The sequence below is a fragment of the Campylobacter majalis genome, from assembly GCF_905120465.1.
Taxonomy (GTDB): domain Bacteria; phylum Campylobacterota; class Campylobacteria; order Campylobacterales; family Campylobacteraceae; genus Campylobacter_A; species Campylobacter_A majalis.
In genome coordinates, this window is sequence record NZ_CAJHOF010000004.1 from 51,695 (window position 1) to 72,364 (window position 20,670).

The 20,670-nt window shown below is 33.2% G+C and carries 20 protein-coding genes; 10 read left to right on the forward strand and 10 right to left on the reverse strand.

Annotated elements, in window-relative coordinates:
* Positions 1–7 precede the first annotated feature (7 nt).
* Genes LQU93_RS02855 through LQU93_RS02900 form a run of 10 tightly spaced genes read left to right on the forward strand, consistent with a single transcriptional unit; the run spans position 8 to position 9,394 of the window.
* Entirely contained in the window at positions 8–880 is an 873-nt protein-coding gene (locus LQU93_RS02855; protein ID WP_229932384.1) for a lysophospholipid acyltransferase family protein, read from the forward strand.
* A gap of 2 nt (positions 881–882) precedes the next feature.
* Positions 883–1,803, forward strand: a complete 921-nt coding sequence (locus LQU93_RS02860) for an ELM1/GtrOC1 family putative glycosyltransferase (RefSeq protein ID WP_229932385.1) — start codon at positions 883–885, stop codon at positions 1,801–1,803.
* On the forward strand, positions 1,800–2,876 hold the full coding sequence (locus LQU93_RS02865; protein ID WP_229932386.1) for a glycosyltransferase family 4 protein: 1,077 nt from the start codon (positions 1,800–1,802) through the stop codon (positions 2,874–2,876). The genes LQU93_RS02860 and LQU93_RS02865 overlap by 4 nt, the downstream gene beginning before the upstream one ends.
* Positions 2,873–4,078, forward strand: coding sequence for an O-antigen ligase family protein (locus tag LQU93_RS02870; RefSeq protein WP_229932387.1), 1,206 nt, complete (start codon positions 2,873–2,875; stop codon positions 4,076–4,078). Before LQU93_RS02865 ends, LQU93_RS02870 begins: the two co-directional genes overlap by 4 nt.
* Complete coding sequence (locus LQU93_RS02875) at positions 4,075–4,878, forward strand: polysaccharide deacetylase family protein (RefSeq protein WP_229932388.1); 804 nt, start codon at positions 4,075–4,077, stop codon at positions 4,876–4,878. Before LQU93_RS02870 ends, LQU93_RS02875 begins: the two co-directional genes overlap by 4 nt.
* Positions 4,875–5,846, forward strand: coding sequence for a glycosyltransferase (locus LQU93_RS02880; RefSeq protein WP_229932389.1), 972 nt, complete (start codon positions 4,875–4,877; stop codon positions 5,844–5,846). Before LQU93_RS02875 ends, LQU93_RS02880 begins: the two co-directional genes overlap by 4 nt.
* Positions 5,843–6,898 carry a glycosyltransferase family protein gene (locus tag LQU93_RS02885; protein WP_229932390.1) on the forward strand — a complete coding sequence of 352 codons (1,056 nt, stop codon included), beginning with the start codon at positions 5,843–5,845 and terminating at the stop codon, positions 6,896–6,898. The genes LQU93_RS02880 and LQU93_RS02885 overlap by 4 nt, the downstream gene beginning before the upstream one ends.
* Positions 6,895–7,878 carry a glycosyltransferase gene (locus LQU93_RS02890; protein WP_229932391.1) on the forward strand — a complete coding sequence of 328 codons (984 nt, stop codon included), beginning with the start codon at positions 6,895–6,897 and terminating at the stop codon, positions 7,876–7,878. The genes LQU93_RS02885 and LQU93_RS02890 overlap by 4 nt, the downstream gene beginning before the upstream one ends.
* A complete protein-coding gene (locus LQU93_RS02895) occupies positions 7,875–8,657 on the forward strand; it encodes a polysaccharide deacetylase family protein (RefSeq protein ID WP_229932392.1) in 783 nt (260 codons plus the stop codon). Before LQU93_RS02890 ends, LQU93_RS02895 begins: the two co-directional genes overlap by 4 nt.
* Entirely contained in the window at positions 8,654–9,394 is a 741-nt protein-coding gene (locus LQU93_RS02900; protein WP_229932393.1) for a glycosyltransferase family 2 protein, read from the forward strand. Before LQU93_RS02895 ends, LQU93_RS02900 begins: the two co-directional genes overlap by 4 nt.
* 222 nt (positions 9,395–9,616) lie before the next feature.
* Here the strand turns inward: LQU93_RS02900 and thiF are convergent, their stop codons facing one another.
* The 10 genes from thiF to LQU93_RS02950 all read right to left on the reverse strand — a co-directional run bounded on the left by thiF (position 9,617) and on the right by LQU93_RS02950 (position 20,599).
* Positions 9,617–10,462, reverse strand: coding sequence for a sulfur carrier protein ThiS adenylyltransferase ThiF (gene thiF / locus LQU93_RS02905; protein WP_229932394.1), 846 nt, complete (start codon positions 10,460–10,462; stop codon positions 9,617–9,619).
* An 8-nt stretch (positions 10,463–10,470) separates the two neighbouring features.
* Positions 10,471–11,313, reverse strand: a complete 843-nt coding sequence (locus tag LQU93_RS02910) for an N-acyl homoserine lactonase family protein (protein WP_229932395.1) — start codon at positions 11,311–11,313, stop codon at positions 10,471–10,473.
* A gap of 48 nt (positions 11,314–11,361) precedes the next feature.
* Complete coding sequence (locus LQU93_RS02915; protein ID WP_229932396.1) at positions 11,362–12,384, reverse strand: UDP-N-acetylglucosamine--N-acetylmuramyl-(pentapeptide) pyrophosphoryl-undecaprenol N-acetylglucosamine transferase; 1,023 nt, start codon at positions 12,382–12,384, stop codon at positions 11,362–11,364.
* The gene (locus LQU93_RS02920; protein WP_229932397.1) at positions 12,381–13,541 is read right to left on the reverse strand and encodes an FtsW/RodA/SpoVE family cell cycle protein; all 1,161 of its coding nucleotides are present in this window, start codon (positions 13,539–13,541) and stop codon (positions 12,381–12,383) included. The genes LQU93_RS02915 and LQU93_RS02920 overlap by 4 nt, the downstream gene beginning before the upstream one ends.
* A gap of 44 nt (positions 13,542–13,585) precedes the next feature.
* The gene (locus tag LQU93_RS02925; RefSeq protein ID WP_229932398.1) at positions 13,586–14,995 is read right to left on the reverse strand and encodes a hypothetical protein; all 1,410 of its coding nucleotides are present in this window, start codon (positions 14,993–14,995) and stop codon (positions 13,586–13,588) included.
* The gene (locus LQU93_RS02930) at positions 14,992–15,534 is read right to left on the reverse strand and encodes a HyaD/HybD family hydrogenase maturation endopeptidase (RefSeq protein ID WP_229932399.1); all 543 of its coding nucleotides are present in this window, start codon (positions 15,532–15,534) and stop codon (positions 14,992–14,994) included. The genes LQU93_RS02925 and LQU93_RS02930 overlap by 4 nt, the downstream gene beginning before the upstream one ends.
* Positions 15,531–16,217 carry a Ni/Fe-hydrogenase, b-type cytochrome subunit gene (gene cybH / locus LQU93_RS02935; RefSeq protein WP_229932400.1) on the reverse strand — a complete coding sequence of 229 codons (687 nt, stop codon included), beginning with the start codon at positions 16,215–16,217 and terminating at the stop codon, positions 15,531–15,533. Before cybH ends, LQU93_RS02930 begins: the two co-directional genes overlap by 4 nt.
* Positions 16,218–16,227: 10 nt before the next feature.
* The gene (locus LQU93_RS02940; RefSeq protein WP_229932401.1) at positions 16,228–17,940 is read right to left on the reverse strand and encodes a nickel-dependent hydrogenase large subunit; all 1,713 of its coding nucleotides are present in this window, start codon (positions 17,938–17,940) and stop codon (positions 16,228–16,230) included.
* 2 nt (positions 17,941–17,942) lie between these two features.
* Positions 17,943–19,097: a hydrogenase small subunit gene (locus LQU93_RS02945; protein WP_229932402.1), complete on the reverse strand. Its 1,155-nt coding sequence runs from the start codon at positions 19,095–19,097 to the stop codon at positions 17,943–17,945.
* Positions 19,098–19,624: 527 nt separating this feature from the next.
* Positions 19,625–20,599 (reverse strand): putative transporter, encoded by a 975-nt coding sequence (locus LQU93_RS02950; protein ID WP_229932403.1) that lies wholly within the window; start codon positions 20,597–20,599, stop codon positions 19,625–19,627.
* Between the last annotated feature and the right edge of the window lie 71 nt (positions 20,600–20,670).

Below are 20,670 nucleotides of genomic sequence, written 5' to 3' on the forward strand. Positions count from 1 at the left end.
GTATAATTTGAAAGAAAAAATCGAATATATTTTGGTAAATTTTTTTATATTTTTGCATAGAATTTTACCATCAAGATTTATGCAGTGGTTATTAAAATGTATATCTGATTTGTTGTTTTTTACACTAAAGTCACGTAGAGAGCTAACTATTGATAATATTATTAAAGCTTACGGAAAAAGTCTTGATGAAGCATCAATCTTAGCAAGAGCAAATTTTAACTCACTTGCCAAAACCATAATGGAAATTTTAGATATTTATAATGACAAACGCACACTTGATAGCTATATAATAAACGCCGAAGAAGCAAAGGCAAAACTTAAAGAAATTTCAGCTGGAAGGCAAATTTTATTTACCACGGCACATTTTGGCAACTGGGAGATTTTGGCTCACTATTTTGGTGCGGCTGGATTTGAAATGGTGGTGATTGGCAGGGAGGGCAACAACAGGCTAATTGACACCAACATCACAGTGCCATTTCGTAAGCGTTTTGGTAACGAACTAGCAAACAAAGACAACGCCATGTCAAAAATGGTAAAATTTCTTAAAAATGGCAAAAATGTAGGCGTGATGATAGATCAAAAGGCAGGAAGTATAAATTCTATCAAAACAACGTTTTTTGGGCGTGAATGCATGACAACAAAGACCATTGGCTCACTAAAGCTTAAATTTAATCCTGTTATTGTGCCGATATTTGCGATAAGGCAGGATGACGGCAGGTTTAAAATCATCATAAGAGAATTTGATGAAAGCGTGATAAAGGGCGATAAGGACGCTGATATACTAGCTATCACGCAGCAGATAAATGACATCTTTGAAGATGTCGTAAGAATGGCACCACAGCAGTGGTTTTGGATGCATAATCGCTGGAAAATGGACTAAAAGTGATTAAAATTTCATCACAAAGAGCATTGATTTTTTCCGATGCTAGAGCAGGGCATGAAAACCAAAGCAAGGCATTTTGCGAACTAAACGGCTATGATTATGAGATTTGCCACGTCTCATATTCGCATAAAATTTTTAAAATTTTGTCCTATTTGCTTGATTTTTTAGGCATTAGAGCTAAAATTTTTATCACTAACGATATGAAATTTCATGATTTTGATGTTTTTGTTGGTGCTGGATCAAGCACGTATTATGCTATTAAATTTTATGCCAAAAAATACAGCAAAAAAAGTGTCGCTATAATGCTACCAAAAGGTTATCGTAAAAATTTTGATCTAATCATAGCCAATTCTCACGACCATCCAATCCCACGCCACAATCAGCTTGTGTTGCCGGTATCGATTTCAAACTGCAAACCAAGTGGATTTTATACAGCTGGACGTAAATCGATCGGTTTTGTTATAGGGGGATCAAATCAAAGCTTTGAAATGAATGATGAAATTTTAAACCAAATTAAAAAAATCAGAGCTGAATTTAATAAATATGAGTTTGTATTAACAACATCGCCACGCACTCCAAAAAATATAGAGAGTGCATTGCAGGAGCTTGATTGGGCATATAGCGTGATTTTTAGTAAAGAGCAAGTAAATCCAATTGGTGATTTTTTATCGCAGTGTGAGTGGGTATTTATCAGTATTGATAGCGTCTCCATGATAAGCGAAGCGGTCGCAAATGGCACAGCAAATATCGGCATCATCGATCTAAAACGCAAAAATTCAAAAAATAAATTTGATCAATTTATAAACGCTTTAATTGCCACAGGACACGCTAGAAAATGGGGCGAGGCTAAAAACAAAAAAAGCCTTAAAAAGACGGCAAAGTATGATTTAAAAGAGCTTATTAAGGGCATTAAAATATGAAAGTTGTGCAAATTTTGCCTGAGTTAAATGAGGGTGGAGTTGAGCGAGGAGTGATCGAACTCACACGCGAGTTAAACGCATACAACGTCATTTCATACGTAATAAGTGGCGGCGGAATACTTGAAAATGAGCTTGTTAAAAATGGCGTAAAGCACGTTAAATACGATGTTTATAGTAAAAATTTACTTACTTTTTTACCGCGTGTTTTTAAGCTTAGAAAAATTTTAAAAGAGATTGCTCCTGATATAGTACATGTAAGAAGTCGCATCCCTGCTTGGCTTATAAAATTTGCTAAGATTGGACTAAATTTTAAAGTCGTAAGCACAGTTCACGGACTAAACTCGCCAAATTTTTATAGCCATATCATGTGTAATGCCAATAGGATAATTTGCGTAAGCAACGCTGTAAAAGAGCATATAAAAAGGCATTTTAATGCAGATGATAGCAAAATCAGCGTGATATTTCGCGGTGTGGATTTAGTAAATTTCAATCCTTTAAAGCTACCAAGCAAAGAAGAGCTAAGATCTAAATATAGTCTAAAAAATGAGCTTGTTATAAGCTGTGTGGGTCGCATAACGCATGGTAAAAATATAGAAACTTTGCTAAAATCGGCTGTGATTTTAAAGCAAAAACTAGGCATTAAAATTTTAATCGCAGGTGGAGTGCATCCCAAAAAAAATGAGTATTTTCAAAGACTAAAAGCTTTAAAAGATGAGCTTGGACTTAGCGATGAAGTGCAGTTTTTAGGTAGTGTCGGCGATGTAGCTGGGGTTTATAAGCTAAGCGATGTTGTTGTGAGTGCTTCGCTAAAACCTGAAAGCTTTGGCAGAAGTGTAGCTGAAGCACTAGCGCTTAATACACCAGTTGTAGCGAGTAATCACGGCGGAGTAAAAGACATCATAAAAGATGGCGAAAATGGGTATTTTTTTGATCCGCTTGATGCAGATGAATTAGCAAGTAAGATAGTTCTTGCTAGTAAATTAAAATTTAATGGATTTGATTATATCTCAAGCACATTTACGCTTGAGAAAATGACAAAGCAGACGTATGAAATTTACAGGGGGTTAATATGATTATTGCGGAAAAAATATTATTTTTACAAAATCTAAAAGACAAACTTAAAGCAGTGCCAAATTTTCAACTTTTATTTTTATTTTCTTTGATTCTTTGGTGTGTATCGTTGCCGTTTGATAATGCTATTTATCAAGTATCTTGGGTGCTTTTAGAAGTTTTATTTATATTTCATGTGCTTTATAATAAAAATTACAAAAAAGTTTATGATATTTTAAAAAATTTAAAATATTTTTTAGGCTTTTTTGTTTTAATTTGTGCGAGTTTATGCATATCAAATATATTAAATTTTGAGTTTTTAGCGCCAAAAGCTTGGCATAGTGTAGTGAGTTTTGTGTTTAGATATGCGGTAGTGCTTTTTGTGCTTTGCTATTTTTATAAAATTTATGAGTTTGATTATAAAATTTTGATATATGTTTGCATAATCGCATCTTGTTTTATGGCTACTAGCGGACTTTATGAACTGGTTATAAATTATCAAAATATAATATTTAATGATAGCTCACAACACGGACTTCATGGGTTTTTACGCAACAGAAATGGCTTTGGTTTAGCAATGGCAACTGGGTTTGCATTTATATTTATTTATATGAAAAACAGCTTAACCAAAAATATACTCATGGCTATTTTTGTATTTTTGATTATCTTTTCATTTTCTAGATCGGCTTGGGTAGCAAGTAGTTTTTTAGTAATATTTTATGCATTGTTAAATTTCAAAAATATAAAAAAAGAGTATGTATTATCGGCTATTTTTATAGTACTTGTTATTTGTGCTTTTTTCTTTATTTCAGATAGTTTTCAGCATCGCTTTACGCAGCTTACACAAGGTGAGTCAAGTCATAGATTTGGCATTTGGCAATATAGTTTTGAGATGTTTTTAAAGCAACCATTTTTTGGCTGGGGCGACACGTTTAAATTTGTTCCAAATGCACCATATTTGTTAAACACAAACTATTCAGCACCGCATAATATGATAATGGAGCTACTATATACGACTGGAATTTTTGGATTTTGTGCATTTATGGGATTAAATTTTTATATATTTTTACATCTTTTAAAAACAAAAAATATAAAAATTTTAAGCCTTTTTGCTTTCTTTTTTGTGATATGCCAGTTTGATTATGGTATTTTTAGTACAAAAGAGATATTAAATTACATCGTTATTTTAAGTTTTATAGCATTAAAAGATAGAGCAATATTATGATTTATTTGCTGTTTTTTACATTTTTGATTGGCTTTATTATTTTTTCCATTAGATTTAAATGGTGGCGTAAAAATATCGACTTTAAATACCCACGTGTTTTGATGTATCACATGATAAGTAAGCATTTACCAAAAAATAAAAGTAAATTTAACCGTCTTAGAGTAGAGCCAACAGAGTTTGAAAAACAGCTTATTTGGCTTAAGAAAAATGGCTTTAAAAGCTATTTTATGAATGAAATTTCAAGCGATTTACCAGAAAAATCAGTAATTTTAACATTTGATGATGGCTATAAAGACAATCTAATAAACGCCTTGCCACTTCTAAAAAAATATGGTTTTAAAGCCACTATTTTTATAGTTTGCAACCGCCTTGACAATAACTGGGCTAGTGATAAGGACCTAAACAAATCAAGCCCTGAGTTAAATGCTGAAAAAATGCTAAGTGATGATGATGTCAAAATCTTGCTTGAAAGCGGACTAATTGAGATCGGCTCACACACTCTAAATCATGTAAATTTGCCAAAATTAAGCCAAGAAGAGCAAGAAAATGAGCTACTAGCGTCAAAAAATGAAATTGAAAACAAATTTAACATAAGATGCGAAAGCTTTGCTTATCCGTTTGGATTTTATGATCAAATTTCTCTAATCTTGGCTAAAAAACACTATAAATTTGCCACTACAACGCAAAATGATGTGTTAAAATCAAGTTATGAAAATAATGAAATTCCACGCATTATGATAAGCGGACGAAGTGGAATGTTAAATTTTATCTTAAAAATAAAAAAAGGCAGAGCTAGATGAAAATATGCTATTTTAGCTGTTCATCTATCTTTGGTGGTATCGAAAATATCATAGTAAAAAGCCTAAATGAGCTATCAAAAACCAACGAAGTAGCACTTATTGTGCCAAAAAATTGCGAATACAAAAACAAACTTAACAAAAATGTTAAAATTTACGAGTATCAAAGCTTTGATAAACGCTACAATCCATTTTTATATCTACAAATCGCTAAAATAGCTAAAAATTATGAGTTAATTCACACTCATGGTGCCAAAGCAACACAGATTTTTTATCTACTTAATAAAATTTTAAACAAAAAATTTGTTGCAACTAAACATAATGTAAGAAAAGGCAAAATTTTTAACCAAATAAAAAATGTCATAGCCGTTTCAAAAGAGGTTGCTAAGACCATCAAAAATAGCTCTAAAATTATATACTTTGGGCATGAAAAGCAAGACATTAAACCTGAAATTTTAAGCGATAAATTTAGCATAGTAAGCGTTGGCAGGCTTGATAAAATAAAGGGCTTTGATCTGCTTATAAATGCACTTGCAAATGTAGAATTTGAATTTAGGCTCTATATTGTCGGTGAAGGTTGCGAAAGAGAGAATTTGCAGCTTTTAATACAAAAACTAAACTTAACAGATAGGGTTTTTTTGCTTGGATTTAGAAATGATACTTTTAATATTTTAAAGGGTGCAAATTTGCAAGTCATAGCCTCTAGAAGTGAGGGCTTTCCAAATGTTTTAATAGAGGGCATTTTTTATGCAAACGCACTTGTTTCAGTTCATATTGGTAGTATAGCAGAGATACTGGATAATAAATTTTTAACAACTCATGAAAATTTAAGCAAAAAGTTAGACGAAATTTATAAAAACTATGAAAACTACAGCTTAGAATTTAAAGAATTTGCCAAAAAACAAGAGAATTTGCTTAGCCTAGATCGTTATATTTGTGAATTAAAAGATTATTATAAGGAGCTTCAATGAGCCTTAAAATTGTGCATTGTGCTATTTTTAATGAGTATGATAATGGAAATTTCTTTTATGGCATGGAGAGAAAAATTTCGCACGGACTTATACAAAACGGACATTTTGTTTATGATTTTAGTTATCGAGATTGGGAGAGAAATTTAAGATTTTTAAAGATAAAAAATAGCGGCTTAAAAAAAATGAATGAAAAACTTGTGCAAATTTGTAAAAATTTAAAAGCAGATGTTTTGCTTTTAGCTAAAGCCGAAAAGATAAATATACAAACATTAAAAACTATTAAAAAAACCTTGCCAAATATCAAAATTGCTCAATGGTATGTCGATCATTTAGAAGAAACTTCATCTTTTTTTGAGAAATTGCATGAAATTGATGTGTTTTTTTATGCAAATGCTAAACCACTTAGTATGCTTAGCAAAAATCATCCTAATGCAAAATTTACTTTTATTCCAAATATCTCAGATGAGGCATTTGATAAGCGTTATGATGCGTCTAAAACGACAGATGTTGTTTATATAGCAAGGGATTACAAAGAAGATGTTAGACATAAATTTGCTTTGCTTTTAGATGAGTTTTGCAAACAAAATGGCATAAATCATAAAATTTACGCCAGTCTTGGCAATGCGGCGGTTTTTGGCGATGATTTTCATAAAGTTATCAATCAGGCAAAAATAGCGATAAATTTTAATAGAGATGATGGGTTAAATGCAAACGAAGCGGATAAGTTTTTAGGAGCTAGTGATAGAATGGCTCAATTTATGGGGTGTGGGATTTGCACTTTTAGTCCATATATAAAAGGTTTTGAGAGATTTTTTAACGATGAAAAAGAGATAGTGTATTTTAATTCGCCACAAGATTGCTTTGATAAAATTAAACACTATTTAGCCAATAACAAATTTAAATCAATCGCAAATGCAGGGCGAAATAAAGCCCTAAAAATCGCAAATGCAAAAAGAGTTAGTAAATTTATGATAGAAATTTTAACAAACACACCCTTAAGCGAAGCGTATGAATGGAGTGATTTGATATATCAAGATGGAGAGCAGATATGAAAATTTTGCATACACTTCACTGGGTGCAATTTGCTGGAACTGAGAAAGTTTGCGTGGATTTGTGTAATGAAATGTCAAAAAATCACGATGTCTATTTGCTTAGTAAGGCTGAAATTTCAAAATACGTAAATCATGAAGTTAATATAGTAAAATTAGATTTTGAAAAAAATCGCTATAATCCATTTTTTTTATATAAAATTGCAAAAATTTTAAAAAAAATAAGTCCTGATATCATACACTGTCACAATACAAAAGAGCTAGAAGTGATGTATAATGCAAGAATTTTTATGTCTAAAAAGATCCCTATTGTCGCCACAAAGCATACTTTACGAGCTAAAAAACGATATAAAAAAGCTGATTTATGCGTGGCGATATTAGAAGATACAAAAGAGATTTTAAAAGACGGATCGATTATTATCAAAAATGGAATGTATGAAAAAAAGGTAAATCCTGTCAAAAAAATAGATAAATTTCACATAGTTTCAGCCGCCAGACTTTCGCCTGTCAAAGGGATGCAAACCATCATAAAAGCGGCTCTTATGCTTGATTTTGATTTTAAAATCAGTCTATTTGGACAAGGTGAGCAAGAACAAGAGCTACGAAATTTAATAAAAGAATTGGGGCTTGAAAAACAAATCGATATAGTAGGATTTGTCGATAATTTACAAGATTATTTAGCTAGTGCTGATGTGCAAATTATTGCTTCTATTTTTGAGCCTTATGGCTTGACTGCGATTGATGGAGTTTATTATTCGCCACTTCTTATTTCGACAAATACTGGAATTTGTTCGCAAATTTTACCAAAAGAGTTAATTTTTGAAAGCTCAGAACAAGCGTTAGCTTTTAAACTAAATGAGATTTATGCAAATTACAACAAATACAAAGAAATTTTTGCTAAAGTAAAAAAGATGAAAGATGAGTTTAGTATAGAAAAAATGACACAAAAATATATAAATGCGTATCAGGAGCTATTAAAATGATTTGGGCGTATTTTTTTATAGCAATTATTATAACAGCGATTTCGCTTCGGTATAATTGGTGGCGAAAAAGTGAAAGCTTTAAACATGCAAGAGTGTTGATGTATCACAGTATCAACACGCACAAAGGCGATAAATTTGACAAATGGCGCGTAAAGCCAGATGAATTTGAAAAACAAGTGGCATGGATGGCAAAAAATGGTTTTACAAGCTATACTATTAGTGAGCTTACAAAATTTGAAATTTTACCTTTAAAGTCTATTGCTATCACATTTGATGATGGATATGGTGATAATTTCACCAATGCTTTTGAAATTTTAAAAAAATACAATTTTAAAGCCACTATCTATCTAGTGCCAAATCAAAAAACAAACCATTGGGAGCACAAAAACACCAAACATATTTCAAATATGTTAAACCAAGAGCAAATTTTAGCCATGCAAAAAAGCGGTCTTATTGAGTTTGGTTCGCACACAATGTCACATTTAAACCTAGAACGAGCTAGTATTGAGGTGGTTAAAGACGAACTAGTGCGGTCTAAACAAGCTATCAAGAGCATAACAGGAGAAGAATGCACAACTTTTGCCTATCCATATGGTAAATATAACGATGATATTGTGCGTTTGGCAAAGGATGCAGGATATGAAAATGCCGTTATAGTAAAGCGTGGCGTATATAAGAATGGCGATGATAAATTTCAGATAAAGCGCATAGGAGTGCTTGGGCGTGAAAGCTTTTTTGACTTTTGGTTAAAATTTAATAAAATAAGGAACAAGCTATGATAAAAGCGTCTGTTTATATGATATGCCTAAACGAACAAAAGCACATAAGACGTGCATTACAAGCCGTTAAAGACTTTGATGAAATTATCGTAGTTGATAGTGGTAGCACTGATGATACTGTAAGTATCGCTAAAGAATATACGCATAAGGTAATGTATAAAAAATGGGAAGGCGAAGGAGTGCAAAAAGCTTATGCTTTAGCGCAATGCACAAACGAATGGATACTAAACATCGATGCTGATGAAGAGGTGTCTCCTCAGCTAAAAAATGAAATAGAGCGATTTATGTTGCAAGATGAGTATGTTGCTCTTGATATACCATTTCATGAGTATAGTCTGGGTAAAATTTGTAATGATAAAGTGCGAAAAAATACACATATTAGGTTTTTTAAAAAGCAAAATGCCCAATACAAAAATATGGGGGTTCATGCTCAGGTTGAAATTTCAAATGGCAAAATAAAACGTGCTAATGGCACAATACATCATTTTAGTGATAAATTTATTCACGAGCTAGTAATGAAAAACAACAACTATTCAAGCCTAAGAGCCGAACAAAAAACTAAAAAATTTTCATTTTTAAAGCTTTTATTTATTTATCCACTTGTTTTTTTTAAATCTTATATTCTTAGGCGTTCATTTTATGATGGCAAAAAAGGTTTTATAACAGCAAATATAAATGCCTTTTATGCATTTTTAAAAGAAGCAAAACTTTATGAAAAAGAGCTAAAAAATAACTAATTTATTGTAGTTTGATTGCAAAATTTATTTATTTTACTCATGATAAATGATGATTTGAGTTATCATCTTGTAACGAGCGAAGCGAAGTTAAAAACCAACAACAACATCCATCTTATCAATAAAACATATAAAAGTTATTTTAAGGCCAACAAGTGATAAATTTACTACGTTAAAGATAGCCAAAATTTAATTTTGTAGCCTTGCTTATTATAAATTAAAGTGCTAAACATCAAGCTTCATTAAAAGTCTAAGTGCTAGATTTGCTTCGTGATTTGCACATATTGCTACGCGTGGAGCCATAAGTCCTTGTCCGATTTTGGCTTCATTTTTAAAATCACCAGCCAAATAGACATTTTTTGCAAATTTCATAGTTTTTATTTCATTGCTACTATGGTATCCAGCCATGCCTGAAGCACCAATAATTTGCTTATTAGCCAAACTCGCACCAGCTTCGTTTATAATCATGCTTTTACTAGCCACGTTATCAAAAGCCTCGCAAATTATACTACACTCTTTAAAAACCGTAGCCACATTTGAGCTATCAAGATACAAATCATGCGTGATTACTTCAACAAATGGATTAACATCAGCTATTAGTGATTTTAAGGCTTTGGTTTTTTGCATACCTATGTGACGCACAAAATATTGCTGACGATTTAAGTTGCTTGGCTCAACTATATCAAAATCAACCAACACAAGTTTAGCTACGCCAACCCTTGCTAGGCTTAAAGCTATGTTTGACCCAAGTCCGCCAAGCCCTGCCACGCCGATACAAGCACTATTTAAGGCTTGATTTAATTCAGGCGAGTTTCTAGCCTCAATCATCGTTTTTAATATCTCACGCTCAGGCATTACTCCGCGTTTTATAAGAGTTATTTTATCGCCATTTTTCAGTATCTCATCGGTTTTAACCGCAAAGCCATTTAGTATAAATATATCCGCATTTTCAAGCTCGTGTTTTGATAAAAATTTTGAAATTTCACTATCTTTTTCGTTAAATTTATCCATTAAAGCATGAGTTGTATTAACATCTATATCAAAATCAAATCCATTTATATTTATTTTCATATTATCCCTTAAAACTCAAATTTACCAGGCTCTACTGATTTATCATGTGTTGCAAAAATTTTAATACAATACGGATTTTCGCTTTGTGCTTTTATCCATTCTAAAGACAGCCTTTGCTCTGTTCTGTTTAGTGCAATGCCAGAAAGAAGCATATTTTGCCATGATTTATATGAGTAAGCACCATCACTTACAAACAATACGTATTTTTTCTCACTATTTGTAATTTTTACAGCAAACATCCCATCGGTATGTCCTGGTATTGCGATTAACTCAACACTTCTATCACGAAATAAATCATATGATTTATTCGATGGACCTAGTGCATCGTTCCAGTCAAACTCAGTTATATTTATCTTGTCCCACCACTTTTTTTGGTAACGCACAAATGAGTGTTTTTTAGCACATTGTAGCTCATCAGCTGAGACTAAAATTTTCTTTGCGTCTTTTACATGCTCTAAGCCACTTACATGATCACAATCTAAATGCGTTAATATGACATAATCAAGTTCAGACGGTTGCACTCCTAAGGCTTGTAGTTGCTCGTGTATGGCTTTTCCATTTTGAATAACGCCTTGATTTATCATGTATAATAGACGAGAGCCTAGCGATTTTATCTGTGCTGATTTGTCAAATACTCCATCTGGACTCATGTTTCTGTGCCAACCAGTGTCGATTAAAATTTTGCCCTTTGGGTGTTCGATATAGTATGAAAAAACGGGTAACCAAATGCGTTTGTGTTTTGGTGTAAAAATGCCAAAAAATTTCTTTTTTGTAAAATTTTCGCCACCAAAAGGAAGATCTGGAGAGACGCAAACATCACCAGTATGCAAAACGTGTATTTTGATGCTCATTTTTAACCTTATAAAATTTTGCCTATTGTAGTATTTTATGCTTAAGATTTACATTAAATTTATAATATCATCAATGACTTCGTTTGATTTATCTTTGGTTAAAATTTTAGCCAAACGAGTTGAAATTTCTTTAATATCTAAAGTATTTAAAATTTCAAGCATCTCATTCTCGTTTATATCGTCTTGCATAATAATTTTTGCTAAACCTTGATCGCTTAAAAATTTAGCATTATGATACTGATGGTTTGAAGCGGCGTGAGGGTAGGGGATGAATATACACACAAGTGCATTTGCCACGCTTTCCCATAACGAACTGGCACCAGCACGAGTGATGGCTACATCAGCCTTGCTTAAAAGTTTTGGCATATCGCTGCTAAACTCAAATAAATCCACATCTGTGCCAACTTTAACGCCAATAGCCTCGTATCTAGCACACAAATCATCATATGCACCCTTGCCGCATTGATGTGTGATTTTAATGCCATGCTCTTTTAGCTTTGAGCTTAAATTTACGGCTAGATTATTTATAGCTGTTGCGCCCTGAGAGCCACCCATAAAAAGCACAGTTTTTAACTCATGGCGAATCCTTGCAGCATCAAAAAACTCATCTCTTACTGGGTATGGATAAAATGGCTTGATATATGAGCTATAAAAGCCCTTTGCAAATGGTTTAAGTAAGGAATTTAACTTGCCCATAACTGCATTTTGCTCGTGTATAAAAAGTGGTGTTTTTGTAATAATTGCTGCGATACTAGCGGGAGCTGCTGAGTATCCACCTACGCTAATTACGGCTTTTACTTTATGTTTTTTTAAGATTATAGCACATTTTAAAGCTAATTTTATGATATTTAAAACAGATAAAATTTTATCTATTCCACGCCTATTTACAACGCCTTTGCTTTGTAAAAAGTATTTGTGAGTAAAATTTTCATCGTTTTTAAACCACAATATGTCTTGACCGCTAGTTGAGCCAATAAACACGCTTTTATGCCCCTTATTAACAAGTCTTGCATTAAAGCTTTTTGCAATAGCCAAATGCCCACCAGTGCCACCACCTGTAATAGCTATCATATATTTGCCCTTTTGCTTATCATTAGTATCATCCCAATAGCTATACATGAAGCTAGTATCTGTGAGCCTCCATAGCTTAAAAATGGCACGGCAATGCCTTTAATAGGGATAATTGAGCTAATGCCGTAGCTATTTATTATAAATGAAAGCGATATGAGCATACCAATGCCAAGACTAAAAAGATGAAAAACCTTGTTTTCGCTTCGTGAAGAGATTAAAAAAATGCGGTAAATTAGCCATGAAAATAGCATAACTACACAAAATATACCGGCAAATCCAGCTTCTTCGGCAATACCAGCCAAAACAAAATCCGTATGGACTTCGCTTAAAAAACCAAGCTTTATAATACCAGCACCAAGTCCTTCACCCCAAAATTCACCATGTCTTATTGCATTTAATGAATGCATTACTTGATAAGGCTCTGGTGCATTATCTACACGAAGTGCTTGTGCCATAGCTTCAGGCATAAATGTCATCATAAAATCTTGCACACTACCCCACCATGATTTTAAACGAGCTATACGATGATCTGATGTGACTATAATGACAGTAAAAACACCAATTGCGATAGTGAGAATTATAGAAAAAATTCTTAAACTGGCTCCAGCAAAATATGCCATACATATAAGCGTAGCACCAAGCACAACAACTTGACCTAAGTCATTTTGAAGTACTGCAATAAGATATACAATGATAATAAAAACAATAAAATATGGAAATAGTATTTTAACTTCAGCCAAGATTGTTTTTTTACTATCATCTATCTTGCGACTAAAACTCCATGCTAAAAAATAGACAAATCCAATTTTAAAAAACTCAACAGGGGCAAGTGAAAAACCAGGAAGCCTAATCCAACGTCTAGCACCACCTGCTTCTGTAACCATTGAAGCTGGCAAAACATACATCACACTCATAGCTATAAAGCACGAGAAAAATAGTCCAAAACCTATCCAAAAAAGCGCTTTATCTGGATTTAACAACGATATAGCCCACATTACAAAAATTCCAACAAATACAACACCAAACTGACGGATAAAAAAGTGGTATTCAGTATAATTAAACAATAAAACAGCAAACACAGAAAGCGATAAAGAAAAAACCACGCCCACAATCATAAGAATAGTTGATGTAAAAAATAGGCTCTTGTCTGCTTGCAAATTTAACTCCGATAATTTAAAGCCTAGATTTTACTTAAATAATATTAAATTATGTTAAAATCCCTAAAGCAAACATCGTGATTAGGCTTTAAATGCATATAAAATTGCGAAGCAAATGCTTCGTATTTAAACAATTCTCCAGCCAACACAACATCGCTAAATTTCAAATCATTTGATTTTTCATAAACGTATTGAGCAAAAAAATATGCCAAGCTTTGCACACAGCCAAAGCTGATATTATGCACACCAGCACCAGCCAAGCTAAAACTCATAACAGATTTTATAAACTTAACTACGTTAAAGACGTTTTCATCTATTACGCACTCTATGCTAACGCCCTTTTTTACGCTATAATCAGCCGCATTTGTTAGTAGTTTTTCAAATGCTTTATGCAAATTATTATCAAGTCCAAGCACGATACCAGTTACACCAAGAAGCGTATAAAAACTAGGCAAAGATGAAATTTCAGCATCAATTAAGTTAGAATTTTGACTATAATTTTTTAAGAATATTTCACCATTTTCTAACTTTAATATCTGAGTATATATTTCATTTAGACTTGAAAATTTTGGCAAAAATAGCAACTCAACACTATTTACCTTATCAACAAACTCAATCTTATTTGTCTGCTTATCAAACTCAAGCAAAAGATGTTTTTGTGATAAAATCTTAACAGCACCAACAAGATAATTTGTACCTAATTTAATTAATTCATTGCATTTTTTCCCACTAATGCTTATAAAATTTATATCATTTTTATAAAGCTCATCACAAAAAGCATAGATTAACAAATCCCACGCAGCGCGAACCTTATAAAATTTTTGTGCATTTTGATTTTGTGTGCGAAATAGGGCGGTTGTTTTTAGATTAAGTATCGGCTTTTCATAGCTTACTAGTGCTATTTGGGCATTTTCATCAGCTATAAAAACCTTTGGTAATGCTTTTAAATTTGTTGGGACTATATAGTCAAAAGTAACATCTTGACTAAATTTAGACACTTTAAAATCGCCAAAATCTACAAAGTTGTTTTTGTAAAAATCATCTAGCATACTTGATAAAATTGTAGTAAAATTTTTATCATTTACTATATTATTTTGATATTTTAAATCGCTTATTTTTCCAAACTCGTTTGCTAAAATTTTACCATTTTTATAGGCGTTAATCATACTTGGAGTTATATGATTTTCATTTGTGATTTGAAATTTTATCTCTTGATTTTGTGGCATATCATTTGCAACATATACATTTGTGCCCTTTAGATAGATGGAGTGTGGCAAACTTGCACTTAAAGTATCTGAAAAACTAGCTAAAATTTCTTCATTTTCATCTACATAAAGCGTTAGTGTGTTGTCTGCAACTTTAACACCATGTTTGACATTTTCACATACTTTATATAAAATTTTTAAAAAATCACCACTAATACTAACAAATCTAAACTCATATGCCAAAATCATTTTAAACCCTTACTTGCATACTCATTAGCCATATCTAAAACGCTAAAATTTCCTATTTTTTCACAAACAAAGCCCAACTCACTTAAATGCGAAAGTATAGTTTTTTCGGCTATTAATGCCCCTTTTTGCACCTCTTTTGAAAGCTCAAAAGTAGTTGGCTCAACTCTACTTGGAATAATACCTAAAATTTTTCCATTTGGTCTATCACCACAAAGTGCCATTAACTCAAGCGTTTGAAGCATCTCTACCTCGTGAGCTGAGCCGTCCCATCTTATCTTTTTTGGCATGTTATCAATATCAAAAAAATAAACATCGCCAACATCAGAATCATCAGCACTAATACAATCAACAACTATCAAATAATCAAAACTAGAAATTATAGGCGTAAGAGCGATAGCTAATGTCCCACCATCAACAAACTCAATGCTATGTTTATCGCAAGTAAAAGCATAAGAGCGAGAGAGTGCATTTACTATATGCACTCCCACCCCTTCATCACCAAACATAACGTTTCCAATGCCAAGCACTAAAACTCTCATGCGTGATGCTCGTCCTCGACAAATTTATATCCGCTCACAACTGCATCCATTGCTCCGTTTTTACCACGAACTGCATTAAATACAGCCATATAGATGTGGATTACCACAAATACAATGATTATCCACATGCTTACTTTATGTAAATTTCTAACATTTGCAAGTCCGCCAAGCAGCTCTTCAAAATATCTCATCGGCTCATAAAGCAATCCACCAAGTCCCTCGTGATAAACATGCACGTATAGTATAAGTCCAGTTAGACAAATAAATGCCAAAACCAGATAAAAAAGCAAATACGAAGCAAATTGCAATGGGTTATAAACGCCTTTTAAATGCGGATGTTCACCCATGTAGATGTAGTATTTTATCTGTTTTATCCATACGAATGGATTTAAAAAATCAAGCACACTCATCCACTCTTTTTTGCTATGCTTATCAAAGAAAAATAGATATGTTTTAAATATCAAACATGCTATTAGCACAAAACCAGCTATTTGATGTGCCATTCTCCATTTAGCATTCATAAATAAAACTGGCTCATCTGTAATCTCAGGCGATATAAAAACAAAACCTATATAATAACCACTATAGATTAAAAACGCAATCGCTACAGCTCTAATCCAGTGCGTAAGTCTAAGCCCAACTGAAAATTCATAAACGCTAAAACGTTTGTTGTCATGTGCCATTTTACGCTCCTTATACGTTTATTTTATACTCGCTAAGTTTATTGCCGCTCATATCCATTACATGCACTGCACACGCTATACAAGGGTCATATGAGTGAATTTTACGCACAATTTCTAATGGCTGAGTAATATCAGCTATTTTTAATCCAATCAAGCATGATTCATATGCACCCATGTTGCCATTTGCATCTTTTGGTGAAGCATTCCATGTAGATGGCACAACAGCTTGCCAGTTGCTAATAACGCCATCTTTAATCCTGCACCAGTGACTTAAAGCACCTCGTGGGACATGCCCCATGTAATAGCCTTTATACTCTTTGTTTTTGTTTATGCGATACTTAGCGACTGTTTCTTTATCTGTTTTTAAATTTTCAATTAGATTATTAAAGGCTATGATTGTATTATCTGCAACGATTTTTGCTTCGATCATGCGTGTGGCTGTTCTGCCAAGTGTTGAAAAAACAGCACTTAGTGGTAGTCCCGTATCGGCTAGAAATTTATCAACTACTGGCACAACATATTTGTTGCCTTTGGCATAATTTACCACGATGTTTGCCAGTGGTCCTACCTGAAGTGGATCAGAGCCATATCTAGGAGCCTTTATCCAAGTATATTTGCCTTTTATGTCAAATAGCTTACTGTCTTCTAATTCACCTTTGTCATTTATGCTTTTGCCTTTAACTAACCCTGTATAGTTTGGCTCTGTCTCACCATCATATGGATGAAGTGGTTTGTCATTTTGATACCATGAATGAGTTGCTTCTTCTGTTATTTTGTCTGGATTTACATCATGGACTTTGTCTAAATTTCCATTAAATATTATGCCGCTATCAAACAGCCACTCATTTGCACTAAGTTGAAATTCTTTAAATGTATATAGGTTTGATACGCCAATATCATTTAATACGCTTGGCTCGTTTGCATAAGCGCGTCCTGCCATAACCAAATCAGGATAGTAAGCACGATTTACAAAGTCTTGCACTTCCTTAAGCTTTGTAAGATACTCGCCGAGTCTTGAAGGTGTTTCTAAATCCATTATGCAAGTTACACCGCCAACGGTTAATGTCTGTGGGTGTGGGTTTTTAGAACCAAATATCGCCATCATCTGTGCAGCTATACGCTGAATTCTCAAACACTCTAGATAGTGTGATAGAGCTATTAAATTTTGCTCTGGAGTTAGTTTATATGTGCTATGTCCCCAGTAAGCATTTGCAAATGGTCCAAGATTGCCTTTAGCAGCAAATTCTCTAACTCTATCTTGAACCTCTTTTAATTTATCTGCACCACAGGCATACGGAGTATCACACCACTTAAATGCCTCTTCACTAGCTTTTTTAGGATCTGCACTCAAAGCAGAAACTACATCAACCCAATCAACACCATGCAAATGATAAAAATGCACGATGTGATCGTGTAAGAATAGGGCAGAATTCATGAGTGTTCTAGTAAGCTGTGCGTTTAGTGGCGGGGTTATGCCAAGTGCATTTTCAACTGCTACTATACCTGCTTTATAGTGTGAAAATGTGCATACACCGCAAATTCTTTGCATAAAAAATCCAGCGTCACGCGGATCGCGATTTTTTACGATTTGCTCTAAGCCACGCCATAGTGTAGAGCCAGAATAAGCCTCTTTTACTACGTTGTTTTCATCTACTACAACCTCTATACGAAGGTGTCCTTCTATCCTTGTTATTGGATCAATTACTACTCTTTTATCACTCATGATTACGCCTCCTCATCTTTTTTACTCACAGCCACACCGATTAATGCATGTGCTGCCATGCCTATACCAGCTAAAGCCAAGACGCCTATTCCTATCTTGTCGCTTATGTTATCAGCACCAAGTCCTAGCACTGTATCATAAAGTCTATCACCAACTGGCTCCTCAAATGGCCCCATTGTATCCCAAAAATCGGGCTCAGAACAACCTATGCAGCCATGCCCTGCTTGAACTGGCCAAGATGTATGTGAGTTAAATCTCTCTCGTGAGCAGTTGTTAAATGTATATGGTCCCTTGCAGCCAACTTTATATAAACAATATCCAAGTCTGGCACCCTCATCACCAAAGCTTTGCACAAACTCACCAGCGTCAAATCTACCTCGACGCTCACATAAATCATGTATGCGTAAGCCATATGCCCACTTTGGTCTTCCAAACACATCAAGTGCAGGAAGTGTGCCAAATAATATGTAATGAAGTAAGTTGCCGACGATATTTTTTTCACTTGGCGGACAACCAGGGACATTTATGACTTTTTTATCTGTCACTTTTGATAAACCAACAGAATTTGATGGATTTGGCTTAGCAGCTTGTATGCCACCATAGCTAGAACAGGTGCCTATAGCAAATATTGCAGCTGCATTTTCACTCGCTTTTACTGCACTTTGTTTGCCTGTTGTGCCATGCGGCCCTATTGTTAAATAGCCTTCTGTATCGCCAGTAGGCACTCCGCCTTCTACTAACAATATATATTGACCTTTGTATTTTTCAATGGCGTGTTCAAGATTGTGCTCAGCTTGCCAGCCAGCAGCCGCCATAAGTGTCTCGTGGTATTCTAAGCTAATATAATCAAATATTAAGCTATCAATAGTCGGAGTATCTGTGCGAAGCAAACTCTCGCTACAGCCTGTGCATTCAGCCAAATGTAGCCAAATAACCGGCAACCTATCGCTAAGCTCAGCAGCACGTGCAACTACCGGCGTCATCGAAGCTGGTAAAGCCATAAACGCAGTCATTGCACCAGCCCATTTCATAAAGTCACGCCTACTAAATCCGCGTTTTTGCAAGGCTTGTTTTATGCTATCGTCATCTTTTAATTTTTTAAGCTTTGATAGCTCATCTAGTCTTTGATGTATCGCAGATAAGTTTATATGAGACATTCTAACTCCTTTGGGATAAAAGTTACTATTTATGAAATGCTACATACTTATTGCTTAAAAGAAAACATTAAATAATTTATTATTAAATTTTTTTAATGTAATTATAATATTAGTAATAAAAATAACATATATTTATTATAAAATACAATATAAAATTAAAAATGTAATAAATTTTACGTCAAACAAAGACAAAATTAATTTAAAAATTAATTTATGGTGCATATTGTTATTATAAATATTATGTCACTAAAAGTAACATAATTATAAAATATTTTTTTGTTATTGCAATAATATTAATATTTTAGGGCAAAAATTTTACTAATTTTAAATTTTATTATTAGGCCAGCTTAAATGATTTTATATAAAGCCAAAAAATTGTGTAAAATTTTTACATAATTTTTACACAATAATATGACATTTTTACATATTATATAAATTTAATGCAATTTTAAGCTTTATAAGCTAAAAACTTAAAATAAAATTTTAAATTTCAAGCATGTATTAAATTGCATGCTTGAAAATATAGATTAAATTTTATGTCTATAATTAATATTTTGTTCAAATTCTTTAAGACGCTTGTGTATTGAACGAAGTTCTGTTATGGTTGTCCAATTGTTTAAAAATACAGAAAAAGAGTTGCGAACTTGAGAAAAAGCATTATTAACCTGCATCATAATGCCAAGAGTAATAAGGCCAGTAAATAAACCAGGACCCATTATAATAAGCGGTACTATAATCATTAATTGAGAAAAGAAGATTAGCCATAAATCAAAATATCCATAATGTAAAAAAAGCCTATGATAGTTAAATTTTAAACCAGTAAAAAGCTCAACTAACGTCTCTTGTTTGGCGTAGTTTATCTTATCATCTTCGCCATAAACAAGCTCTTTTCTAAAAGCCGCTTCTACCTTTTGAATGTTATACTCAAGTCCAGGTAGCATTATGCCAACAAACCACGATATAATAAGTCCGCCAACACTAACAACAAGTGCAACCCACACAAGTGAGCCAGGAACATCTTTTAAAAATGAAATTTCAACCTTATCACTTAATCCCCATAAAATAGGAATAAAGGCTATGAGTTTCATGATCGCCCTTACTACCTGAAGCCCCAAACTTTCAACTATCTTAGCAAATCTATAAATATCTTCTTGGATACGCTGTGAGCTACCCTCAATCTCTTGTTTTGTATTTCGCCAAAACTCCACATAATCAAAAGTCATCGCCTCGCGCCATTTAAATGCCCAAACGCGTGTAAAATAGTTTGTGATAGTAACTATAAATATGTATGGAAACGCAAGCCAACAATATGCCATAATACTAGCCCAAAAATCGTCTATTTTGTATTCTTTAACATTTTGCATCATATCGTAAAAACTCTTATACCATTCGTTAAAACGAACGTTTATATCTGTTTGAGCATATAGCGATACAAATAAAAAAAACATACCTATGTATGCCCAAGCAGCCCATTTTTTGCTTTTGAAAAATGATGAAAACAACTCTTTCTCCTTGGATAAAAAATGGCAAAATAGTATCTAAAATAAAATAAACATTTCATAAATTTAGTAAA

Bases quoted from the DNA above. Each gene is read 5' to 3' on its own strand.
- LQU93_RS02865 (WP_229932386.1), top strand. From the start codon at position 1,800: ATGAAAGTTGTGCAAATTTTGCCTGAGTTAAATGAGGGTGGAGTTGAG.
- LQU93_RS02870 (WP_229932387.1), top strand. From the start codon at position 2,873: ATGATTATTGCGGAAAAAATATTATTTTTACAAAATCTAAAAGACAAA.
- LQU93_RS02875 (WP_229932388.1), top strand. From the start codon at position 4,075: ATGATTTATTTGCTGTTTTTTACATTTTTGATTGGCTTTATTATTTTT.
- LQU93_RS02880 (WP_229932389.1), top strand. From the start codon at position 4,875: ATGAAAATATGCTATTTTAGCTGTTCATCTATCTTTGGTGGTATCGAA.
- LQU93_RS02885 (WP_229932390.1), top strand. From the start codon at position 5,843: ATGAGCCTTAAAATTGTGCATTGTGCTATTTTTAATGAGTATGATAAT.
- LQU93_RS02890 (WP_229932391.1), top strand. From the start codon at position 6,895: ATGAAAATTTTGCATACACTTCACTGGGTGCAATTTGCTGGAACTGAG.
- LQU93_RS02895 (WP_229932392.1), top strand. From the start codon at position 7,875: ATGATTTGGGCGTATTTTTTTATAGCAATTATTATAACAGCGATTTCG.
- LQU93_RS02900 (WP_229932393.1), top strand. From the start codon at position 8,654: ATGATAAAAGCGTCTGTTTATATGATATGCCTAAACGAACAAAAGCAC.
- thiF (WP_229932394.1), bottom strand. From the start codon at position 10,462: ATGAAAATAAATATAAATGGATTTGATTTTGATATAGATGTTAATACA.
- LQU93_RS02910 (WP_229932395.1), bottom strand. From the start codon at position 11,313: ATGAGCATCAAAATACACGTTTTGCATACTGGTGATGTTTGCGTCTCT.
- LQU93_RS02915 (WP_229932396.1), bottom strand. From the start codon at position 12,384: ATGATAGCTATTACAGGTGGTGGCACTGGTGGGCATTTGGCTATTGCA.
- LQU93_RS02925 (WP_229932398.1), bottom strand. From the start codon at position 14,995: ATGATTTTGGCATATGAGTTTAGATTTGTTAGTATTAGTGGTGATTTT.
- LQU93_RS02930 (WP_229932399.1), bottom strand. From the start codon at position 15,534: ATGAGAGTTTTAGTGCTTGGCATTGGAAACGTTATGTTTGGTGATGAA.
- cybH (WP_229932400.1), bottom strand. From the start codon at position 16,217: ATGGCACATGACAACAAACGTTTTAGCGTTTATGAATTTTCAGTTGGG.
- LQU93_RS02940 (WP_229932401.1), bottom strand. From the start codon at position 17,940: ATGAGTGATAAAAGAGTAGTAATTGATCCAATAACAAGGATAGAAGGA.
- LQU93_RS02945 (WP_229932402.1), bottom strand. From the start codon at position 19,097: ATGTCTCATATAAACTTATCTGCGATACATCAAAGACTAGATGAGCTA.